The sequence below is a fragment of the Helicobacter sp. L8 genome (genome assembly GCF_003660355.1).
In the GTDB taxonomy this organism is placed as follows: domain Bacteria; phylum Campylobacterota; class Campylobacteria; order Campylobacterales; family Helicobacteraceae; genus Helicobacter; species Helicobacter labacensis.
Genome location: NZ_QXQR01000010.1, coordinates 1 through 15,982 on the forward strand (window position 1 = coordinate 1; position 15,982 = coordinate 15,982).

The 15,982-nt window shown below is 46.0% G+C and carries 25 protein-coding genes; 14 read left to right on the forward strand and 11 right to left on the reverse strand.

Annotation, left to right across the window (positions count from 1 at the left end; all coding sequences use genetic code 11):
* Positions 1-182 precede the first annotated feature (182 nt).
* From EAO37_RS05810 to EAO37_RS05845, 8 genes are all read left to right on the forward strand, one after another.
* Positions 183-596: a hypothetical protein gene (locus EAO37_RS05810; protein ID WP_120944664.1), complete on the forward strand. Its 414-nt coding sequence runs from the start codon at positions 183-185 to the stop codon at positions 594-596.
* 1 nt (position 597) lies between these two features.
* Positions 598-894, forward strand: coding sequence for a YkgJ family cysteine cluster protein (locus EAO37_RS05815; protein ID WP_120944662.1), 297 nt, complete (start codon positions 598-600; stop codon positions 892-894).
* A gap of 13 nt (positions 895-907) precedes the next feature.
* Positions 908-1,192, forward strand: coding sequence for a hypothetical protein (locus EAO37_RS05820; protein WP_120944660.1), 285 nt, complete (start codon positions 908-910; stop codon positions 1,190-1,192).
* Positions 1,189-2,487 (forward strand): ATP-binding protein, encoded by a 1,299-nt coding sequence (locus EAO37_RS05825; RefSeq protein WP_120952308.1) that lies wholly within the window; start codon positions 1,189-1,191, stop codon positions 2,485-2,487. The genes EAO37_RS05820 and EAO37_RS05825 overlap by 4 nt, the downstream gene beginning before the upstream one ends.
* Positions 2,480-2,878: a hypothetical protein gene (locus EAO37_RS05830; protein ID WP_120952311.1), complete on the forward strand. Its 399-nt coding sequence runs from the start codon at positions 2,480-2,482 to the stop codon at positions 2,876-2,878. Before EAO37_RS05825 ends, EAO37_RS05830 begins: the two co-directional genes overlap by 8 nt.
* Before the next feature lie 8 nt (positions 2,879-2,886).
* Positions 2,887-3,213 (forward strand): hypothetical protein, encoded by a 327-nt coding sequence (locus EAO37_RS05835; RefSeq protein ID WP_120952314.1) that lies wholly within the window; start codon positions 2,887-2,889, stop codon positions 3,211-3,213.
* Between the two features lie 64 nt (positions 3,214-3,277).
* Positions 3,278-3,463 carry a hypothetical protein gene (locus EAO37_RS09635; protein WP_240451746.1) on the forward strand — a complete coding sequence of 62 codons (186 nt, stop codon included), beginning with the start codon at positions 3,278-3,280 and terminating at the stop codon, positions 3,461-3,463.
* 159 nt (positions 3,464-3,622) lie between these two features.
* Complete coding sequence (locus tag EAO37_RS05845; protein ID WP_120952317.1) at positions 3,623-3,979, forward strand: hypothetical protein; 357 nt, start codon at positions 3,623-3,625, stop codon at positions 3,977-3,979.
* 777 nt (positions 3,980-4,756) lie between these two features.
* Here the strand turns inward: EAO37_RS05845 and EAO37_RS05860 are convergent.
* From EAO37_RS05860 to uvrB, 8 genes are all read right to left on the reverse strand, one after another.
* Complete coding sequence (locus tag EAO37_RS05860) at positions 4,757-5,056, reverse strand: hypothetical protein (protein ID WP_162982978.1); 300 nt, start codon at positions 5,054-5,056, stop codon at positions 4,757-4,759.
* 28 nt (positions 5,057-5,084) lie between these two features.
* Positions 5,085-5,510 carry a hypothetical protein gene (locus EAO37_RS05865; protein WP_120952329.1) on the reverse strand — a complete coding sequence of 142 codons (426 nt, stop codon included), beginning with the start codon at positions 5,508-5,510 and terminating at the stop codon, positions 5,085-5,087.
* A gap of 23 nt (positions 5,511-5,533) precedes the next feature.
* Entirely contained in the window at positions 5,534-5,812 is a 279-nt protein-coding gene (locus EAO37_RS05870; RefSeq protein ID WP_120952332.1) for an iron transporter, read from the reverse strand.
* Positions 5,813-5,880: 68 nt separating this feature from the next.
* Positions 5,881-6,123, reverse strand: a complete 243-nt coding sequence (locus tag EAO37_RS05875; RefSeq protein WP_240451747.1) for an iron transporter — start codon at positions 6,121-6,123, stop codon at positions 5,881-5,883.
* Positions 6,124-6,133: 10 nt separating this feature from the next.
* Positions 6,134-6,412, reverse strand: coding sequence for an iron transporter (locus EAO37_RS05880; RefSeq protein ID WP_240451748.1), 279 nt, complete (start codon positions 6,410-6,412; stop codon positions 6,134-6,136).
* 31 nt (positions 6,413-6,443) lie between these two features.
* A complete protein-coding gene (locus tag EAO37_RS05885) occupies positions 6,444-6,863 on the reverse strand; it encodes a hypothetical protein (RefSeq protein WP_120952335.1) in 420 nt (139 codons plus the stop codon).
* Positions 6,864-7,215: 352 nt separating this feature from the next.
* Positions 7,216-7,494, reverse strand: a complete 279-nt coding sequence (locus tag EAO37_RS05895) for an iron transporter (protein ID WP_120952340.1) — start codon at positions 7,492-7,494, stop codon at positions 7,216-7,218.
* Between the two features lie 2 nt (positions 7,495-7,496).
* Positions 7,497-9,467, reverse strand: coding sequence for an excinuclease ABC subunit UvrB (uvrB, locus tag EAO37_RS05900; protein WP_120952343.1), 1,971 nt, complete (start codon positions 9,465-9,467; stop codon positions 7,497-7,499).
* A 744-nt stretch (positions 9,468-10,211) separates the two neighbouring features.
* On the opposite strand from uvrB, the gene EAO37_RS05910 reads away from it, so the two are divergent.
* The gene (locus EAO37_RS05910; protein WP_120952349.1) at positions 10,212-10,535 is read left to right on the forward strand and encodes a hypothetical protein; all 324 of its coding nucleotides are present in this window, start codon (positions 10,212-10,214) and stop codon (positions 10,533-10,535) included.
* Between the two features lie 65 nt (positions 10,536-10,600).
* A complete protein-coding gene (locus tag EAO37_RS05915; RefSeq protein ID WP_120952352.1) occupies positions 10,601-11,038 on the forward strand; it encodes a hypothetical protein in 438 nt (145 codons plus the stop codon).
* Here the strand turns inward: EAO37_RS05915 and EAO37_RS09280 are convergent.
* Positions 11,026-11,181 (reverse strand): hypothetical protein, encoded by a 156-nt coding sequence (locus EAO37_RS09280; RefSeq protein ID WP_162982182.1) that lies wholly within the window; start codon positions 11,179-11,181, stop codon positions 11,026-11,028. The genes EAO37_RS05915 and EAO37_RS09280 overlap by 13 nt on opposite strands.
* Positions 11,182-11,226: 45 nt before the next feature.
* Positions 11,227-11,799: a DedA family protein gene (locus EAO37_RS05920; protein WP_120944622.1), complete on the reverse strand. Its 573-nt coding sequence runs from the start codon at positions 11,797-11,799 to the stop codon at positions 11,227-11,229.
* A gap of 57 nt (positions 11,800-11,856) precedes the next feature.
* On the opposite strand from EAO37_RS05920, the gene EAO37_RS05925 reads away from it, so the two are divergent.
* From EAO37_RS05925 to EAO37_RS05935, 3 genes are read left to right on the forward strand one after another with little or no spacing between them, the layout of a single operon-like run.
* On the forward strand, positions 11,857-12,672 hold the full coding sequence (locus tag EAO37_RS05925) for a flagellar hook-basal body protein (protein WP_120944620.1): 816 nt from the start codon (positions 11,857-11,859) through the stop codon (positions 12,670-12,672).
* A gap of 52 nt (positions 12,673-12,724) precedes the next feature.
* Positions 12,725-13,372 carry an outer membrane protein gene (locus EAO37_RS05930; protein WP_120952355.1) on the forward strand — a complete coding sequence of 216 codons (648 nt, stop codon included), beginning with the start codon at positions 12,725-12,727 and terminating at the stop codon, positions 13,370-13,372.
* 24 nt (positions 13,373-13,396) lie between these two features.
* A complete protein-coding gene (locus tag EAO37_RS05935) occupies positions 13,397-13,837 on the forward strand; it encodes a DUF4149 domain-containing protein (RefSeq protein WP_235853001.1) in 441 nt (146 codons plus the stop codon).
* Here EAO37_RS05935 and fliP read toward each other — a convergent pair.
* Positions 13,834-14,574: a flagellar type III secretion system pore protein FliP gene (fliP, locus tag EAO37_RS05940; protein WP_240451753.1), complete on the reverse strand. Its 741-nt coding sequence runs from the start codon at positions 14,572-14,574 to the stop codon at positions 13,834-13,836. The genes EAO37_RS05935 and fliP overlap by 4 nt on opposite strands.
* Before the next feature lie 81 nt (positions 14,575-14,655).
* Here fliP and glmU point away from each other — a divergent pair, with 81 nt between their 5' ends.
* Positions 14,656-15,954 (forward strand): bifunctional UDP-N-acetylglucosamine diphosphorylase/glucosamine-1-phosphate N-acetyltransferase GlmU, encoded by a 1,299-nt coding sequence (gene glmU / locus EAO37_RS05945; protein WP_120952361.1) that lies wholly within the window; start codon positions 14,656-14,658, stop codon positions 15,952-15,954.
* Positions 15,955-15,982 lie beyond the last annotated feature (28 nt).

A 15,982-nucleotide genomic window follows, 5' to 3' on the forward strand; every position in this document is an offset into this window, starting at 1 on the left:
AACTCCCTAGACTCTAACCAAACAACCTCTTATCTTTTTTCTCATAACCCCCAAATTTTTAAACTTCCGCTCTCTTTTTGTTACTAATTTCTACTTTTATCTTTTTTAATGCATATTTTGGGCTCGAAGGCTTGACAGGGGGGGGTAGAATATCATCGCAAATTTTCAAAAGAGGAGTTTGTATGTTTTTAGGCGCATTAGATTTAGAGGAGAAAAAGGCGTTTTTACGGATCGCCCACCATTTTGCTTGGAGCAATCACGACTTTTCAGACGCACAAAAGGGCGTGATTTCTACTTATTGTTTGGAAATGCAAGTGGAGGACATCACTTACAATGCCGATACATTCGATCTAAAAGCCACTTTGCAGACTTTTAAACAAAAAGAGCACCAAAAGATCGTCTTGTTAGAAACCATGGCACTAGCCATGGCAGATCGCCTAACCCACTTGGAGGCTTTGCATGAGGGGGAAAAAGAAGTGCTAGAGACCATGATTAAAACCTTTGGCTTAGAATCAAATCTTGCCACCATTTATGCGGATTGGACAAAGGCAATGTTGGTTTTGACCGATCAGGGCAAAAATCTCATCAAGCTTTAACATGGGCTTTGCTTGCACGATTTGTGGGGCGTGTTGTGCTAACATTGGCGGGGTTAAAGAGTTAGCGCATTTGGATTTAGGCAATGGGGTGTGTCGCCACTTAGACCCACAAACTAATCGTTGCCGTATTTATGAGAACCGCCCCCAAATTTGCAGAGTCGATGCGATGTATGAAAAAGTGTTTTACAAACACTATAGCCTAGAGGAGTTTTATGCCCTCAATCTCAAAGCGTGCCAAATTTTGCAAGAAAAAGAGGGCGTAGAGGAGGCTTTGAGAATCAAAGTTGATAAGAATTAAATAAGGAGAGAAAATGCCTTTACCATGGATCATAGGCGGGATAGCATTAGCGGTGATTGGGGGAATTGCCATTTTAAGCATTAGCCAGTTTTTAAGCAAGATTAGAGAACTCAAAGAGGAGCTGGCAAGAGAGCAAAGGCGACAAATGGCGGCAAAAGTTAAAGCCATGTGGAACGCGGGAGATTACGCCGAAGTTGATGTCGGTTTGTATGCTGATGGGCGCGAAATCGGTGAAAAAACCTACAAAGTGGATAAAGATGACGCTAGGAGAGAGCTTAGAGAGGGCATGGTTTTATGAAAACAGAGGTGCTGTTTATCAACAATGATTTGAGCAAACAAGCCAACCCAGAACAGCTAGAAACTTTTAGCCATGCCATAAAAGAGGTATTAGAAAAACCGGATTACGACTTTAGCGGTGTGGAGGAAGTGGCTTTAGTGGGGGTATTTGATCCAAACGGGGCGCATAAAATTCAGGTCAAAACCGACCAATACAGACCCGCGTCAGCGGAGGAAGTGGGCATTTCTTTACTCCTCTCTAGGCTTAACCACCCCATTAATGAGGTTCTAGTGGAGGGCAAGTTTTTAGGCATTGGGGCGCATTTTTACCTAGCCATTAACTGCACCCAAACTTTAATCAACCATCTAAATAAACAAGCTAACGAGAAAAAGGCAATCAAACAAGAGCAAGAAAATGCCCCAAGTTTAAACTTGCGTATGGAAGACCCGCGCTATAGCTTAGATCGCATTGAGCTAGACAAAAAAACCAAAAAGGGGATTTTAGAGGTCATCACTTTGGTGCAAAAACAACCCTTGATTTACGAGGAGTGGGGGTTTAAAGAGGTCGATGGGATTGCTAAAACCATTGTCAATTTTCATGGCAAGCCGGGCACGGGCAAAACCATGAGCGCGCACATCATCGCCAAAGAATTAGGCAAGCAAATTATCCATGGCAATTACGCCGACATCGAGTCTAAGTTCGTGGGGGATGCGCCTAAAAATTTGGTCGCCGCCTTTGATTTAGCCCAAAAGCACGATGCGATTTTATTCTTTGATGAAGCCGATAGCTTTTTAGGCAAACGGATTTCTAATGTAACCCAAAGCGCAGATCAGGCGGTTAATTCTTTGCGTAGTGAGCTCTTAAAGCTTTTGGAGGAACGCCCCGTCATTGTGATTTTTGCCACCAATTTATTAGAAAATTACGACAAGGCGTTTCATAGCCGAATCTTGCGCTCCATTAGCTTTGAGTTGCCCAATGACAAGCAACGCCAGAGCATTATTTTAAAACACATCCCCACAGCACTTTATGAAAAGGGCATGGCACAACTCACACAAGAGGAGCTAGCAACTTTAAGCAAGATTTCTAAAGGTTTTTCGGGACGCGAGATCAAAAACGCCGTGCTAAATGGCTTGATTAGTGCGGCAAGGGAGGAGGTGTTGCCTAATTTTGCACACTTTCAAAAGGCATTCAAGAGTGCCAAAAAGGAATTTGAAAAAACGCATAAGGAGGAGAACAGAAAACAAAGTTTGGGCGAGCGGATCAAGAGTAATTTAAAAAAAGGCAAATTCAAAACCATGAGGAGAAAAGATGATTGATAATAACAAAGGCAAAAACAGCAACATTGTAGAACAAATTGTCAAGTTTTTAAAAGACAATGGCATTGATTTAGCCAGCTTGCAAGAAATGCTTAAAGCCGATTCGTTTTTGCAGGCGTGGAATTATACAGAGCTCAAGCAAGACAAATACAGCTTTAAAGAGTTGCTTTCTTGGGTCAAAGAGCACTTCAACCCTAGCCTACACAGCGCGGCGAGCTTAACCAAAGAGGAGAAAGCAGGGGTGGGGATCATTTTAAGCTGTTGCTTTATGGATAAAAAGAACGAGGCAATGGCAGAGGCTAAAGACCCTTTCTTACGGGTTATTGCTAAGGAGATTGATGAGGACTTGAAAAAGAACTTTGGCAATAAAGACATGATTGTCTTAAAATAGGGTGTAAAATGGGTATCATTGACAATGTCCTGGACTTTTTTAGGAGTGTGTGGGAGTGGATCAAGCGCATTTGGACGCGTATTTTAAATTTCTTTAAAAATATTGTGGCTTGGTTTAAAGACCCGGGGAGATTGCAACGCCTAAAACAAAATAAAAAGGTGATCGCCACCTCTATTAAGGAGAGGCTGGACAATGGAGAGTATGGCGTTGTGAATTGCCTCTTTAACACAGCAACGGGGGACATTGAAGGGGAGGCAGAGGGTATTGAGAGCGAGCAGATCGATGAAGAAACCCGAAAGAAATTTGGCAATAAAGAAATGATTGTTCTCAAGTAGGGGGAGAGCATAGCACTAGGGCGCATGCCCTTCAATGTCTAAAAGATTGAAAAAAGGAGACACAATGGATTTTGCAGATTCTCAAAAAGCACGGGAGGCTTTGCTGTGGAAGTTTTTAGAGGATAGTATTATTTTTAAGGAGATTATTTCTTTCAAAGACGACATTATCGCTTGGCTTAAAAGCCCAGAACGCCTGCAATACTTGCAAAAAATAAAAACGTGCTGGCTGTTTCTATTAAAGAAAAGTTAAACAATGGAAATTATGGGATTATCAATTGCCTCTACAATAAAGAAACAGAAGAGATTGATGGAAAAGAAGTTCTGGGTATTCAAGGCAAGGAGATCGATGAGGATACTCAAAAGAACTTTGGCGACAAAGACATGATTGTCCTAAAATAGAAGGGAGCACATGCCAACTTATCTAATTGTTTTAATTGTGGTTGTGGTGATCGGCTTTGTGGCGTTAGTCGCCTTGCGTAAGAAAACTCCCACAGCGATCGAACAAGAAGTTTTGAGTATGAAAGAAGTGATCGCCTTCTTTAAAGAGGGGGATGTGATGCAAAGTTTAAGGGGCAATAGTGCTTTGATCGCCGTTGCCATGCGCGAAAGACAAAGCGATGGGCGTTTAAAGATCACCCTCACCCCCTATAACAAGCAAGAAAACGCGATCCCTCACAATGCGCCCATAAAGACTTATTTAGTTAAACGCCTAGATGAGGACTTAGAAAAGAATTTTGGGGATAAGGGGATGGTTGTTTTAACTTAAGGAGGGTAGGGGGTCTACCATTGTTATTTTACCTAGTTATGCGCACCAAAGAAAACCCGTGCAGCAAAACCCACACCTCCTATTAAAATCACGCCATTAAGTCCAGCGAATACCAAACAAGCCATCTTCCAAACACGACTAGGTTTTGTTTCACTATAAACCACCCAAATCAGTGCAAAAGACAACAAACTACAAAGGGGTGCGCTCAAAAGCGCTGAAATCTCATGCCCCAAATAAGATAATCTGCCCCCCACTCTAGCGCATAAAAAAAGCGTTAAAAAGGGTGTTATGAGAAGCAAAACCCCCCAATAAAACCTCTCTATACGATCGATCCACTTCTTCATATAACGCTCCAAACACAATCGATCCAAACACAATCGATCCAAACCCAACCTCTCATACACAAACAAAATGATAAGGGATATCAACACTAATCCCAAGAACAAGAGAAAAATTTTCAACATTGATCCTTACTAGGGCATAGAACGCAAGACTTAAAAACATAAGGGATACCAAGCCACCACAGCTAGAGCATTAAAAACCCCGCTAATGATACAACGCCACGCCCAAACTCTGCTAGGCGCATGGCGCTTGTAAATTTTAAAAATGGGGTAAAAAGACAAACCCCCTAAGATCCATGAAGCCATAAGGGCGAGGTTAAGATCAAGAACAATGCAAAGAACCAATGCAAAAAAGAAAAGGCACGATGCAAAAGTAACAAAGGGCATGAGCACCAACTCCAAGCAAAACAATGTTGCCATTTTCATTTTTACACTCCTAACAACAAAACAATTGCGTGTCCAAAAGAACCCCAATAAGCGACAAGCCCACCACAATCATTATGTTAGCGCATATACTGATCTTACAAGCCAAAGCCCAAATCTTGCTAGAGGCGGTGTATTGATAGATTTTGACAAGGGGCACCAAAGAGAGAGCCCCTAAGAGCACATTACTTAGGCAGACTAAACGCGCATGGCAGGGACCAAAGTATGTCATTACATCTGCGCACACCCAAGAAGTCAAAACAGGCACAAGCACCAACACAGCCCCCAAGCAAAACGCTTTGATCTTTTTCATAGTCTCTAAAACATCTTGGTCGGGCAACCTACCTAAGGGGCGCCCCAGTAGTAGCGCGCCCTAGACACTCAGGACAATACTTTCCAATACAACTATCTTTATCCTTCGGGTCTGTAGGGCAAGGGCTCTCATAACACATCCCCTCACACACGCACCGCTCTGCATAGCAAGGGCGATCCCAAACCCCCAGCCCCACAAAAAAACCACTCAGCACCACTAATAGAGTGAAAATCCCGCTCAAGCGACAGCCAAAAACCCAGCCCGTGCGCTTGTAAATCCCAAAAATCAACCCAAGAAACAGCACCCCTAAGAGCACTTGGCTTAAAGCTGCTAAGTGAGAATGGCAAGCATTCACAAGTTGCTTCCCGACAAACAAACACACTCCAAAAGCCAAAACAGGCATTAACCCCAACGCTAGCCACAACAACTCTAAAAGCTCTTCTCTTTTTTTCATCACCAACCTTTCCAATATGCATATCATGAATATGGGATACTGAGCATAAAACAACATCCCACGATCACAGCATTCACAATCCCACTCACCACACAGCCATCCCAACCCGTGTATTTATAAATCTCCCTAATGGGTAAGAAGGACAGCACGCCTAGCACCGCTACGCTTACAACTTGCAAAATATGAGTCCTATCGCAACCACAATCATGGATTGTTACAATTACCCCAAAACACATACACAAAGTAAGAATGGGCGTTAACCACAACGCTAGCTTTAAGAGAGACTCTTCTTCACTTTTCATCGCCAACCTTTTCAAAATATGCATGCTATATGCATGCTAGTATCAGGCACAATGCCACCACTAACCAATTAAACCCCACTCACCCCACAACCAAAAACCCAACCCGTGTGTGCATAAATTTTACTAATGAGCAAAAAGGACAGCACACTCAACACCGCTACGCTTATAAATCTCAAGATATGCTCAGGGTCGTAACCATAATGGTAACCATAATCATGCAATGTTACGATGACCTCCACACACATATACAAATTGACGCTAGGGATGAGCACCAACACCGCCCCTAAGAAAAACGCTTTGATAGCTTTCATTACTTATCTTTCAATATACATAGGATGCTATCATATGGCAAAACACCACCACCAACCCATTAATACCCGCACTCACCACACAGCCAGAATACCAACCCGTGTATTTATATATCTCCCTAATGGGTAAAAGAGACAGCACGCCCAACACCGCTACGCTTATAAATTCCAAAACATGGGCATGGCAACCATGATCAGCCAATATTGCGATCATCCCCATACACATACACAAAGTAAAAACAGGCATGAGCACCAACACCGCCCCCAAGCAAAGCGCCTTAATCTTTTTCATAATAACCCCTAAAACATCTTAGTCGGGCTACCTACCTAAGGCGCGCCCCAGTAGTAGCGCGCCCTAGACACTGAGGACATTGCTGTCCAATACAACTATCTTTATCCTTCACAGGGTCTGTAGGGCAAGGGCTCTCATAACACATCCCATCACACACGCACCGCTCTGCATAGCAAGGGCGATCCCAACGCCCCAACCCTACAGAAACCCCACTCAGCACCACTAATAAGGTGAAAATCCCGCTCAATTTAGAGCCAAAAACCCAGCCCGTGCGCTTGTAAATCCCAAAAACTAACAAAAGAAAAAACGCGCCTAAGATCACTTGACTAAATAATGCTAAGTGAGAATGGCAAGCCTTGACAAGTTGCCACCCGGCAAACAAACACGCTCCAAAAGCCACAACGGGTATCAACCCCAACACTATCCCTAAAAACACCTCTCTAGTTTTCATCACCAACCTTTTTAATATGGTATATGGAGTGCCATCAAAATATTATATATAATATTATTATGGGGAAGAGTATTACGCCCACAGCATTAACAATCCCACTCACCACACAGCCAAAAGACCAACCCGTGTATTTATAAATCTCTCTAATGGGTAAAAAAGACAGCCCATATAACACCACTATGCCCACCACGCCCATGCCTCCCCAAACCCCATTAAGGCAACCATAATCATGCAATGTTGCGAAGACCCAAAAACACATACACGCAGTGAAAATAGGCATGAGCACCAACACCAACCCTAAGAAAAACGCTTGGATATTTTTCATCACTCACCTCTTTAATATCATAGAGTGCTATCGTAGGAATAGCATGATTGCAGGGAAGAGTATTACGCCCACAGCATTAAAACCTTCACTCACCCCACAAGCAAAACGCCAGCCCGTGTATTTACAAATCTCCCTAATGGGCAAAAAAGACAGCACATAAACAAGCGCTAAGCCCATTGCGCCCATAGCTTGCCAAACCCCATTAGGGCAACTATAATCATGCAATATTGCAAAGACCCCAAAACACATACACGCAGTGAAAATAGGCATGAGCACTAACACCAGCCCTAAGAAAAAATTTTTCATCTTTACAACCCTCTAATGCGCGCGATCTCATCGCGCAGTCTTGCTGCCTCTTCAAAGTCTAACACCTTAGCGCGTTGTTGCATTTGTGCCCTTAAAGTTTTAATCAAGCGATCCTTTTCGCTCTTGGGCATTTTTTCTAGGGCTTTGGAGCGTTTAGGTTTGGTAGGTAGGCTCTCTGTGAGCTCCTCCTCTAAGAGTCTCTGCACACTCTTAGGCTCAATGCCATGCTCTAAGTTAAAGGCTTTTTGTTTAGAGCGCCTCTCATCACTAATTTGCATCGCTTTTTGCATGCTGGCGGTGATTTTATCCGCATAAAACAACACCTTGCCATGCACATGCCGTGCAGCACGCCCCATGGTTTGAATCAAACTCGTTTCACTACGCAAAAACCCCTCCTTGTCCGCATCCAAAATCGCCACTAAGGACACTTCGGGCAAATCTAGCCCCTCCCTTAACAAGTTGATCCCAATGAGCACATCAAATTCTCCTAATCTTAAGGAGCGAATCAAATGGTTACGCTCGATTGCATCAATATCGCTATGCAAATACTGCACTCTCAAGCCCCATTCTAAATAGTGCTTGCACAACTCCTCAGCCATGCGCTTAGTCAAGGTGGTAACTAAGACGCGCTCCTTTCTAGCTACTACCTCTTTAATAGTTTCATATAAATCCCGCACTTGGTTAGCCACAGGGCGCACTTCATACTCGGGGTCTAGTAACCCGGTAGGGCGGATAATCTGTTTGGCGATATGTCCTTGTGAGAGTTCTAACTCTAGGGGGTTGGGGGTAGCTGAGACAAAGAGAAAATGGGGGGGTTTGCTGATAAACTCCTCGTATTTAAGCGGGCGGTTATCCAGCGCACAGGGCAACCTAAAGCCATAATCTACCAAGACTTGCTTACGACTCAAATCCCCGGCATACATCCCCCTAAATTGGGGCAAACTCACATGGGATTCATCTACAATCACCAAAAAAGGGCGTTGTTTCTGGGCGAAATAATCCATGAGCGTGTAAGGGGTTTCTCCCGCCCTCTTGCCCGTAAAGTGGCGCGCGTAATTTTCAATACCCTTACAAATGCCCGTGGCACTGATCATCTCTAGGTCAAATTCGGTGCGGGTTTTAAGGCGCTCATACTCTAGGGGCTTTTGGGCTTGCTTGAAAAAGGCTAAGCGCTCTTGTAATTCTTGCTCGATGTCTTGAATGGCTTGTTGCAAACGCTTAGGGCTTACAATAAAAGCATTTGCCGCATAGAGGGGGTAGGAGTCTAGTTGCTTTAGGGGAGTGTTTTCTAGCGCGTCCATGCTAGTGATGCGCTCGATCTCATCGCCAAAAAACTCGATGCGGATAAAATTTTCATCATTGTAAGCGGGGAAAATATCCACGCACTCCCCCACCACCCTAAATTTGCCCCGCTCTAAGATGTCATGGCGCGCATAGCCCATTTCTACTAACTTGAGCAAGAATTGCTTGTAAGGGCGCACTTGCCCCACTTGGATTTTTTCTAGCATGCTCAAATACTCCGCTGGGTTGCCCAGCCCATAATTAGCCGACACGCTAGCGACCACGATCACATCCTCATAGCTTAAAAGCGAAGTTACCGCGCTCAAGCGCAGGCGTTCTAAATCCTCATTGATGGAGCTGTCTTTTTCTATGAAGAGATCGCGTCTGGGGATATAAGATTCGGGCTGGTAATAATCAAAGTGGGAGATAAAGTATTCTACATGATTTTTAGGAAAAAAGCCTTTGAACTCGCTGTAAAGCTGGGCACAGAGGGTTTTATTATGACTCATGATCAAGGTGGGCATTTGCAAATGCGCGATTAAATTTGCCATGCTAAAGGTCTTGCCTGAACCAGTAACCCCGATCAAGGTCTGATAACGCGCCCCTTGGGCTACCCCCTCACTCAAAGCTTGCACAACTTTTTCTTGTTCTAAACTCATGGCATAGGGGGCGTGTAGGTTAAATAAATCCATGTTGACTCTTTGTGGTTTTTGGCGCGATTGTAGCACAACCCCTAAGAAGACTCGATCAGTGCTTGCTTAGTTGAGTAACATTTCAAGGCGTGCAAAATTCTTTGTTTTAAATAATCAAGCTAGATTGCCTAAGATTTATGTTAACTTGAGATCGTGCTGGTTGGCACAAGAAAATACAAAGGAGCACTTATGAGGAAGTTGTTATTAGTGTGTCCCTTAGCTGCAGGGTTTTCTTGTGTAAGTTTGGAGGCAAATGAGTATATAATGGCTGTGCAGGACGCGCGCGAAACATACGCGCAATCCCACTCCCCAAAACCAACTCACAGTCCACAACATGATAGCAGAACGCCAAGCAGGCCAGAGAGTTATCTTAAATCGATTTTAGAGCCACCCACTTGCTGCACGCCCGCTGAAATGAAAGGGATGTCCACAATAGGCAAGACTACAGGCAAAGCTGTAGGAGAGGTTGTATTTGGTGTGGGGGGACATCTACTTGGAAATGTTATAGCCAACAAGGCTAAAATAGGGGGGGCTTCCCTAGCAGGCAAGACAGGTGAGCTAGCGATTTCAATAGGCATGGAAAAGCTTGGAGAGAAGGCGGGTTCTTATCTAGGGGAGAAATTTGGCGAGTTTATCGATCGCACCATTGAAGCGAACGCTGTGCCGCGCAACAGCTCCCACCGCTGGACGGGGTGGTATAGATAGGTTTTCTCTCATAAGAAGGAGGGGGTAGAAAGGATTTGCATGCAACAAGAGAAGTGGACTCTCGTGGACAATACGAAGTCTTTGTGTTATGCTACTGGTCTTTACTCAACCTCTCTGTTTATACGGTTGACAGAATCATCCGATCCCTTTGACTTTTTGAACGATTCTAAGCATTCTATCTTTTTATGGGCGATTATTGTGCCAGCTGCGCTTGTGCAGACCTATATTTTTAGTGCTAGAAGGAAGCCTTCTGCGCTAAAATCCAAATCTAGCTCCATCCAATTCCAACCCATCTTAGAATTGCTGGTAGCCCTAACCCCTGTGGCTTTAATCCATGTGATCTTTAACACCCCCCTTGGCTAGAGATACTTCTATTCTTAGGCATCACACAGCTCTACAACCGGCTGATAGTCCCTAGGGTCGCTTGTTTGCGCTTTGAGCCAGAAGAGGAGGATACAAGCATCCCTGCGGTCTCTATAGTGCGCGGGGGCATTTATCCCGGTGTGCTCTTTGGTCTTGCATGTATAGTAGGCGATCAATTCGCGGGACTTAAACTTCTCACCAATCCTAGTAATTCCGCGCTCATAGGGGCGGGTCTTGTTATGGGGGCGTTTCTTGCCGATTGTTTTTATAGCCTCAGGGGGAAGCTGGTATCTAGCTCTAATCGCGCGCCAAGACCTATCAAATGGCAATTCCAGCCCACCTTAGAGATGCTAGCCAAGCTAGCTCCCATTGCCTTGATCCATGCCATCTTTAACACCCCCCCTTGGCTAGATGTGTCGCTTCTGCTAGGCATAAGCGTGTTCTACTACAAGGTGGTGGTCCCCAACGCCACATTCTTACAGGTGCAAGGTTATTCTACCTGATGGGGCTCGCCATCATTGGGGGCGACCTTGGGGGGTTTTTTATGGCTTTTGTGTTGTTTGGGGGAGTTGGTGGGAGTGATAGGGCATTGGCAACACCCCGCCAGCCACAACAACGCACCCAAGCAAGCTAGAATTTTACCCATGTCGATCCTTTTTGCACGACTTTACTCTGTTAAAGCCAATGTTCATTAAGCCTTCTTGCTCCCCCGTTTAAGCACCCATACAATCCCCACAACCAAAGCCAAGATAAAGAGGGGCATCAAATAGGCATAAGCGCTCAGGCGATCCCATATATGGCGCACCCATGCGCTCGCATAAAAAGCGATCGCGCCCACCACCACCGCCCACAGCGCGCATGCCCCCCCATTTAACAGCGCGAATTTCTTTAGATCGTATTTGCTAAAGCCAATGGCTAGGGGCAAAATGCTCTTGATCCCATAGATGTATTTGTTAAAAAAGATCAACCACACCCCGTATTTTTGCAACCACATATGCACTAGGGCGAATTTACGGCGGTGTTTGGCAAAGTAGTTAAACAACTCTTTTTTCTGGGTGCGTCCCAGCAGAGCTAGCCCCATACTCCCCACAAAATTGCCCACCCCCGCGCTGAGTATGCTGAGTTTAATATCCATTTGCCCCATAGAGCTTAGGATCGCGGCCACCACAATCCCCACATACCCACTCCCCAAAGAGTAGGCAAATAAGAGCAAATACCCCCAAGTGCTAAATAGGTGTTGAAAATGCGCGATGCTCTCTTGCACGCCAATCCTTGTATTTTTTAGGTTATAATAGCACACTCGTATCATTAGGAGTCTAACATGACAAATGGGTATTATGACGCAACGGGGGGGATGGTTAATGAGTTTAACCGCTTGGATCAAATCTCCAACAACTTAGCCAACCTCAACACCAATGGGTTTAAACGCGATGATGTGGTGGTGGGGGATTTCTTGCGTCTGTATCAAAATTACCGCGACAAATTGCCACTAGCTGACCAAACTAAGCAGGCTGCGCAGTATCTAAACCGCAACCTCAACCGCGTGCCCATCATCACGCAACGCTACACAGACTACAGCCTAGGACCTATGGCTAAGACGGATAACGAATTGGATTTTGCCCTTAGCGATCCCAACGCTTACTTCGTGGTGCAAACCCCTCAGGGGATCGCCTTTACACGCGATGGGAGTTTCACCATTGACGCGCAGGGTTTTTTGAGCACTAAAGAGGGTTTTCATGTGCTTAGCCGCGGGGGGATTGAAAACCACACGGGGATTCACATGTTGCCCGGGGCGCGTTTGAGCGTGAGTGCCAATGGCGATTTGTTTTTCCATGATGGCAATGAAGAAGTGCCCGGGGGCGCGTTAGCCATAGTGGGCTTCCAAAGCCAAAAACTTTTAAAAAAGATGGGAGACAATCTCTACACCTACCCCCAAGATAAAATGGCGGAACGCGTGGAGCTCAACGCCCCCATTGTGCGCCAACACTTCTTAGAAAAAAGCAATGTCAACGCGGTTACCGAGATGACGCGCTTGATCGAGGCTAACCGCCTTGTGGACATGTATTCTAAGGTCTTGCGCACCCATATGGACGATTTGCACGCGGATGCCATCAGCAAATTGGCTGCTAGGGCTTAAGGGGTGTGGAATTTTTCCGATCTGCATGGTTTCATCATAACAAGGAGTGCGCATGCGTTTGAAAATCTTGAGCCTTGTTGGAGCGACAGCGTTGTGGGGGGGCTTACAGGCAGAAGAGAGCGCGTTTTTCGTGGGCGCGATGTATGAGATGGGGGGTTCTACCTTCAAAGCCGAAGTGCTAGGGGGTAATGCGCCTAAGACAAACGCCAACGCCATCACGCAGGGCGTGGGCGTGCACATAGGTTATAACCAACTCTTTGGGCAAAAGGGTTGGATTGGCTTGCGTTACTACGGCTTTTACAACTGGGGGATCACTGACTTTGGCAAAGTGGTCTACAACGATAAAGTGGCTTTTACCAATAACACTTTCAATTTGTCAGGTTATGGGGTGGGGATAGACTTGCTGGTGAATCTGATCAACGCCACGGGGTTTAGTTTTGGGGTGTTTGGGGGCTTGGCGGTGGGGGGTAACACTTGGTGGCTAGTCAAAGGCAATAACCCCCAAACCAAAGCCCAATGGTTCTTTAATGGCGGGGTGCGCGCCGTCATCGCCAAACATAATGGGATCGAGCTGGGTTTCAAAGTGCCCATGATGCGCGCTAATTACATCAGAAATTACAATGGTGTCCAAGTGGATAACACCACTATATCTCTTAAGCGCGATTGGGCGTTCACCATCGCTTATTATTTCTACTTCTAAATGTTAGGGAAATTATGGGGGGTGGTGGTGTTGCTTGTGCTGGGCGTGGGCGTGGGCGTGGTGTTCTTTGCGGGTGCGGGAGTAGCCCCTGTGATCTTTAAAGCTTCTGAGATCGCCCATGTCAATTTGGGTGCCCTAGAGGCGGGGGCATTGATGGGGCAGATTTTTGTGCGCGCCAACACACTCTTAAACGCTTTAGGGGTGTTGTTGGTGCTAGATAGTCTATTCTTAGCGCTCAAGAAGTCTAAGGGAGCGTGGCTAGTGCTTTTGAGCTTAATAAGCGCGGGTTTGATCGCCCTATTTAGTTTTTATTACACCCCCTTTATTTTGAACGCACAAGCCACCCACATGACTGACACACCTACATTTGCGCGCATGCACACCCACAGCGAAGTCCTTTTCAAAGCCCTGCTTATTTTACTCTGTGCCCTCTTTGTGGGGCGCGCATGGCGTGTAGCGCGCTAGCTCAAGTGCTTAAAGCTAGCCACTAAGTTTTCTACTAAGAGATTAAACCCGTCCACCAAGATAAACACTAAAATTTTAAAGGGCAAAGAGATCATCACGGGGGGCAGCATCATCATCCCCATTGCCATTAAAATAGAGCTGACCACCATGTCAATCACCAAAAAGGGCAGATAAAGCAGAAACCCGATCTGGAACGCCGTTTTGAGCTCACTGATCATAAAGGCGGGCACAAGCACGCTCAAGGGCACACTGTTGGCATCTTTAGGGTTTTCCAAATGGCGGATTCTAAAAAATAGGGCTAAATCCTTTTCACGCGTGTTTTGTAACATAAACTCTTTAAAGGGCACAACCCCCTTTTCAAAGGCTTGCGTATACGATATTTTTTCCGCTAAATAGGGCTTGATGGCGATCTCATAACTCTTTTTGGCGCTAGGCTCCATGATAAAAAAGGTCAAAATCAAGGCTAAGGACACCAAAATTTGGGTGGGTGGGGTTTGTTGCGTGCCCAAAGCGGTGCGCAAAAAGGAAAACACCACAATCAGGCGGATAAAGCTTGTCATCACTAAAATGAGTGAGGGGGCTAACACAAGTAAGGTTAGCACCAAGACCACATTCAAACTGGTTACCAATTGCGCGGGGGTGTGGGGCGCGCTCAATGATAGATCGATGGTGGGGATTATGGGGTCTTTGATCTGCGCCCCCAGCAATAAATCCACCCCTAACAACCCTAGCAAGATCACTTTTAGCAATCTAAAACCTTTTTACTTGATGTCTTAAGTATAATGCCCTAGAAGTTAAAAAGCTCTAAAGGAAACTTGATGTCTCTCTCTGTGATCATTTTAGCCGCAGGCAAGGGAACGCGCATGAAAACTCACCTCCCCAAGGTCTTACACCCCCTATGTGGGCAACCCATGTTATTTTACGCGCTAGAGAGCGCGCTAGCCTTGAGCCAAGATGTGCATGTGATCTTAGGACACCAACACGAGCGCGTGGGCGCATATCTCAAAAACGCCTTTGCTAACGCGCCCATACACACCCATATCCAAGACACCGCAAATTTCCCGGGCACGGGGGGGGCTTTGTTGCAACAAGGCGCGCTCATCCCTACCACCCATGAGAAAATCCTCGTTTTGAACGCGGACATGCCCTTGGTTGAGCCCTCAAGTTTGCAGGGCTTACTCACGCACACGCATGCCATCGGGGTGTTTAGGCTAGAGAACGCACGCGGGTATGGGCGGGTGCGCGTAGAAAAAGGTTTAGCGCACGCCATTGTAGAAGAAAAGGACGCTTCTTACAAAGCCCTAAAACTCCCCCATCTCAACGCTGGGATTTATGTCTTTAGCAGGGCGTTTTTACAGGCGTATTTACCCAAACTAGACGCACAAAATGCCCAGAGAGAATACTATTTAACCCAACTCATCGCCCTAGGAGCGCAAGAGGGGGTGGAGATTGTGCCCGTGCGTGTGGACGCTCAAGCGTGTATGGGAGTTAATTCTCTAAGCGAGTTGGCACAGGCTCAAGAGGTGATGCTAGGGCGTTTGCGCCAAGCAGCAATGGATCAGGGCGTGCGCCTAGAAATGCCCCACACGATCTATTTAGATCGCCATGTGCGCTTTGAGGGGGATTGTGTGGTCGAGCAGGGGGCGCGCTTGGTGGGCTGTGTGCTCAAAAACACCCATATCAAAGCCCATAGCATCATAGAGGAGAGTGTGGTGGAAAATAGCACCATAGGTCCTCTAGCCCATGTGCGCCCCAAATGCCATATTGTAGATAGCCACATTGGCAATTTTGTAGAAACCAAAAACGCGCAACTCAAAGGGATTAAAGCGGGGCATTTGAGTTATCTGGGGGATTGTTGCATTGATGAGGGGAGCAATGTGGGCGCGGGGGTTATCACTTGCAATTACGATGGCAAGCAAAAGCACCAGATTAACATCGGCAAGCATGTGTTCATAGGGAGCGACACCCAACTCATCGCGCCCTTGAATATCCCCTCGCATGTGTTAATAGGGGCTGGGAGCACCATTAGCCAGAGCATGCAAGAGGGGGATTTGGTGCTAAGCCGCGCGCCCCAAACCAACAAGGCGGGGGGGTATTTCAAGTTTTTTAAACGCTAAACTCAAGCGTTTGTTAGGCATTTCTTGC

Bases quoted from the DNA above. Each gene is read 5' to 3' on its own strand.
- EAO37_RS05810 (WP_120944664.1), top strand. From the start codon at position 183: ATGTTTTTAGGCGCATTAGATTTAGAGGAGAAAAAGGCGTTTTTACGG.
- EAO37_RS05815 (WP_120944662.1), top strand. From the start codon at position 598: ATGGGCTTTGCTTGCACGATTTGTGGGGCGTGTTGTGCTAACATTGGC.
- EAO37_RS05820 (WP_120944660.1), top strand. From the start codon at position 908: ATGCCTTTACCATGGATCATAGGCGGGATAGCATTAGCGGTGATTGGG.
- EAO37_RS05825 (WP_120952308.1), top strand. From the start codon at position 1,189: ATGAAAACAGAGGTGCTGTTTATCAACAATGATTTGAGCAAACAAGCC.
- EAO37_RS05830 (WP_120952311.1), top strand. From the start codon at position 2,480: ATGATTGATAATAACAAAGGCAAAAACAGCAACATTGTAGAACAAATT.
- EAO37_RS05835 (WP_120952314.1), top strand. From the start codon at position 2,887: ATGGGTATCATTGACAATGTCCTGGACTTTTTTAGGAGTGTGTGGGAG.
- EAO37_RS09635 (WP_240451746.1), top strand. From the start codon at position 3,278: ATGGATTTTGCAGATTCTCAAAAAGCACGGGAGGCTTTGCTGTGGAAG.
- EAO37_RS05845 (WP_120952317.1), top strand. From the start codon at position 3,623: ATGCCAACTTATCTAATTGTTTTAATTGTGGTTGTGGTGATCGGCTTT.
- EAO37_RS05860 (WP_162982978.1), bottom strand. From the start codon at position 5,056: ATGAAAAAGATCAAAGCGTTTTGCTTGGGGGCTGTGTTGGTGCTTGTG.
- EAO37_RS05865 (WP_120952329.1), bottom strand. From the start codon at position 5,510: ATGAAAAAAAGAGAAGAGCTTTTAGAGTTGTTGTGGCTAGCGTTGGGG.
- EAO37_RS05870 (WP_120952332.1), bottom strand. From the start codon at position 5,812: ATGAAAAGTGAAGAAGAGTCTCTCTTAAAGCTAGCGTTGTGGTTAACG.
- EAO37_RS05875 (WP_240451747.1), bottom strand. From the start codon at position 6,123: ATGAAAGCTATCAAAGCGTTTTTCTTAGGGGCGGTGTTGGTGCTCATC.
- EAO37_RS05880 (WP_240451748.1), bottom strand. From the start codon at position 6,412: ATGAAAAAGATTAAGGCGCTTTGCTTGGGGGCGGTGTTGGTGCTCATG.
- EAO37_RS05885 (WP_120952335.1), bottom strand. From the start codon at position 6,863: ATGAAAACTAGAGAGGTGTTTTTAGGGATAGTGTTGGGGTTGATACCC.
- EAO37_RS05895 (WP_120952340.1), bottom strand. From the start codon at position 7,494: ATGAAAAATTTTTTCTTAGGGCTGGTGTTAGTGCTCATGCCTATTTTC.
- uvrB (WP_120952343.1), bottom strand. From the start codon at position 9,467: ATGGATTTATTTAACCTACACGCCCCCTATGCCATGAGTTTAGAACAA.
- EAO37_RS05910 (WP_120952349.1), top strand. From the start codon at position 10,212: ATGCAACAAGAGAAGTGGACTCTCGTGGACAATACGAAGTCTTTGTGT.
- EAO37_RS09280 (WP_162982182.1), bottom strand. From the start codon at position 11,181: ATGGGTAAAATTCTAGCTTGCTTGGGTGCGTTGTTGTGGCTGGCGGGG.
- EAO37_RS05925 (WP_120944620.1), top strand. From the start codon at position 11,857: ATGACAAATGGGTATTATGACGCAACGGGGGGGATGGTTAATGAGTTT.
- EAO37_RS05930 (WP_120952355.1), top strand. From the start codon at position 12,725: ATGCGTTTGAAAATCTTGAGCCTTGTTGGAGCGACAGCGTTGTGGGGG.
- glmU (WP_120952361.1), top strand. From the start codon at position 14,656: ATGTCTCTCTCTGTGATCATTTTAGCCGCAGGCAAGGGAACGCGCATG.